This window comes from Amycolatopsis sp. SID8362 (assembly GCF_010550475.1).
Lineage (GTDB): Bacteria > Actinomycetota > Actinomycetes > Mycobacteriales > Pseudonocardiaceae > Amycolatopsis > Amycolatopsis eburnea.
Genome location: NZ_JAAGNB010001383.1, coordinates 1 through 3,012, shown reverse-complemented (window position 1 = coordinate 3,012; position 3,012 = coordinate 1). Strand labels below are relative to the sequence as shown.

General features: G+C 68.4%; 3 protein-coding genes and 1 pseudogene. All 4 read left to right on the top strand.

What is annotated here, in order from left to right; all coding sequences use genetic code 11:
* Positions 1-190 (top strand): annotated as a pseudogene (locus tag G3I65_RS42530) (fatty acyl-AMP ligase); the annotation flags it as partial.
* Entirely contained in the window at positions 183-443 is a 261-nt protein-coding gene (locus tag G3I65_RS42525; RefSeq protein ID WP_125307460.1) for an acyl carrier protein, read from the top strand. The pseudogene G3I65_RS42530 and the gene G3I65_RS42525, both read left to right, overlap by 8 nt.
* Before the next feature lie 177 nt (positions 444-620).
* Entirely contained in the window at positions 621-902 is a 282-nt protein-coding gene (locus tag G3I65_RS42520; RefSeq protein WP_125307459.1) for a hypothetical protein, read from the top strand.
* The coding region (locus G3I65_RS42515; protein ID WP_160701110.1) for a WXG100 family type VII secretion target at positions 902-3,012 on the top strand (2,111 nt) is incomplete at its 3' end. The genes G3I65_RS42520 and G3I65_RS42515, both read left to right, overlap by 1 nt.

The window sequence follows — 3,012 nt, the reverse complement described above, 5'->3', positions numbered from 1 at the left end:
GGCCGGCTGCGCGGCCCCGGACGAGTCCGTGGAGAAGGCCGTGCGGCGGGCCGTCTCGGCGGGACACGACCTGCCGCTGCGCGCGCTGTGGCTGGTCCCGCCGGGCTCGGTGCCGCGCACTTCCAGCGGCAAGGTGGCCCGCGCCGCGGCCCGCGACCGCTGGTGGGGCGAGAATGGGCGGCATGGCTGACCCGGGCACCTACGTCGACGAGATCAAGCGCACCATCTGCTTCGCGCTGGAGATCCCGCCCGAGCGGCTGACCGACACGACGCCGTTCGACGAGCTCGGGATGACGTCCCGGCAGCGGATCCAGCTGCTCTCCCGCGTCGAGGTGACCTACGGCGTCTCGGTCGACCTCGACGAGCTCGACCGGCTGGTGGACGTCCGCGGCGTCGCCGAGGTGATCTCCGAGGCGGTCGCCGCGCAACGCCCGACCGGGTGACGGGCCAGTTCGGCAAAGCCCAGGTAGGGCGCGGGACCGGCCGCTAGACTCTGTGTGCATCTGCGACGGCACCGAATGGCGGCCGGGCGCGTCACAGTCTTGAAACCCGAGCCAGTGACTGTGGGATCGAAGGGGGCAGCGACCATGCCAGACGGGTATGCAGCGAGTTCGGAGGCGATGACGCGGGCGCAAATCCGCCTCGCGGACGCCGCCGACGACCCGGCGGCCGAAGCGAAGAAGGTCGCGCCGACCGAGATCGCCGCCGCCGACTTCGGCCGCGTGCACCAGGAGGGTTTCGGCAAGTACAAGGCCGGGATGGACGAGATCGGCGCGGGCATGACGGGGCTGTCGAACGCCCTCATGAACCTGGGCAGCGGGATCGGGACGGCCGGCTCCAAGTACACCGCGCAGGAAGCGAACGCCGGCGCGCAGGCGAACCAGGCCGGGGGTAACCGCTGATGGCTGACTGGGCGGAAATCAAGAAGGTCCTCGATGACCCGAACGTCTCCATGGACACGAAGACCAAGCTCATGGAGGAGTACGACCGCAACACCTTCAACTTCAACGACGAAGAAGAAGAGTACGCGAAGAAGTACATCGAGAACTACTCCGACGACGGCGGCAATTACGACCCGTTCGATTCGGACGACACCGACGACATCGTCAAGGAAGCGAAGACGGAGTCGGCGGCCAAGAACCAGGAACACCAGCGCCAGACCGACGAGCGCGACCAGGCGAAGAAGAACCTGGACGGGATCACCACGCCGACGCTGGGGGTCGGCGCGAAGAGCTCCGACGAGCAGCTCGACCAGGGCAACGTCGCGGTCGACCTGCTCGCGAAGTGGACCGACGAGGTCTGGAACCAGATCAAGGGCGGCGAGGGCGAGAAGAAGAATTCCCAGACGGAGCTCAAGGACAAGTTCCACGAGAACCGCGGGATCCAGTACCAGAAGTTCCTTTCCGACGCCGACGACCTGACCAAGGCGCACAAGGTCGTCGAGGACACGCTGACCAAGAGCGACACCGAGCTCCAGACCCTCTTCGGGGAATGGAAGGGCAAGGGCGCCAACGCGGCGGAAATCAAGTACGACGAGACGATCAAGCCGCACGCCAAGGAGCTTTCGCAGCAGATCGACGGCGCGGCGAAGCTGATCCCGCAGACCGTGACGCACGTCTTCGACGCCGTCAAGAAGAAGGTCGACGAGGTCCTGCAGCTGCACCGCCCGGTGATCGCCGAAGCCGACATCCCGATGGCGAAGGACGTCCTCAAGATCGCCAACGGCGACACCGAGGAGTTCGACGACTTCATGAAGGTCGCGAGCTGGATCGACGCGGTCAACGCGAAGAACAACAACCCGTCGAACCTCGCCGAGCGCCTGCAGAACGACGACTGCGGCTTCAACGACGAGAACATCGAATACGGCCGCCAGGTCACCCGCTACTGGCGCGACGGTGCTTTCGCGCGGGAGTACAAGGGCCTGATCAACGCCTTCGACGGCTCCTGCAAGACCGCCAAGGACACCATCGACCAGCAGTTCGGCGCGCTCGCGCGGTACATGGACGGCTACCGCAACCAGCTGACCGAGGCGAAGAACGACGGCGGCGGCGACAAGGGCGGGGACAAGGGCGGCAACACCGGGGGCGGCGACAAGGGCGGCAACACCGGCGGTGGCACGGGCGGCGGGACCGGCGGCGGCACCGGTGGGGGAACCGGGGGCGGCACCGGCGGTGGCGGCACGACGCCGTCGGCGACCGAGCCGCCGAAGACCGACGACCACGCGAAGCCGGAAGACGGCAAGAACCCGATCACCGGCAAGCCCCTCGAAGTCGACCCGAAGACCGGCGAGCCGTACCCGATCGACCCGAAGACCGGCGAAGCCATCAAGGACATGGACGACACCGACACGGTGTCGGTCAAGAAGGGCGACAACACGATCGAGATGTCCGAGCCCGACAAGGAGGGCAAGCAGGACATCTCCGTGGACGACGGCCACGGCCACAAGAAGGACTACCACCTCGACTGGGGTGACGACGACAAGGCCGAAGCCGGCAAGGACGGCAAGGACGGCGCCAAGGCCGACGGCAGCTTCGGCCCGCAGGGCAGCCAGGCCGGCAAGGAGGGGCAGCCCTCGGCCGACGGCAGCTACAAGCCGGGCCCGGACGGCAAGATCCACATCCAGGACGGCAACCTCAAGATCACGGCCGAGCGGCCGGAGGGCCCCGACGGCCCGACGATCGTGACCGTCGACGACGGCAAGGGCGAGCCGACCACCTACACGCTGGACGAGAAGGACGACCCCAAGGCCGACGACCTCAAGGCGGACGGCAAGGGCGACGGCAAGACCGACCCGGCGGGCTCGGAGATCAAGCACGACCCGAAGGCCGAGACCCCGCTGACGAAGGACCCGGCGCCGCCCAACCCGGACCCGGGCTTCACGCGCAGCGAAGCGGCCGGTGGCGGGGCGAGCGGGTTCAGCGCCCCGGGCGGTGTCGACGTCGGCGGTGACATCGGAGGCGGCGGCAGTGTCGGCGCCGAGCCCGCCGTGGCGACGGCCGAAGCGGGCGGCGG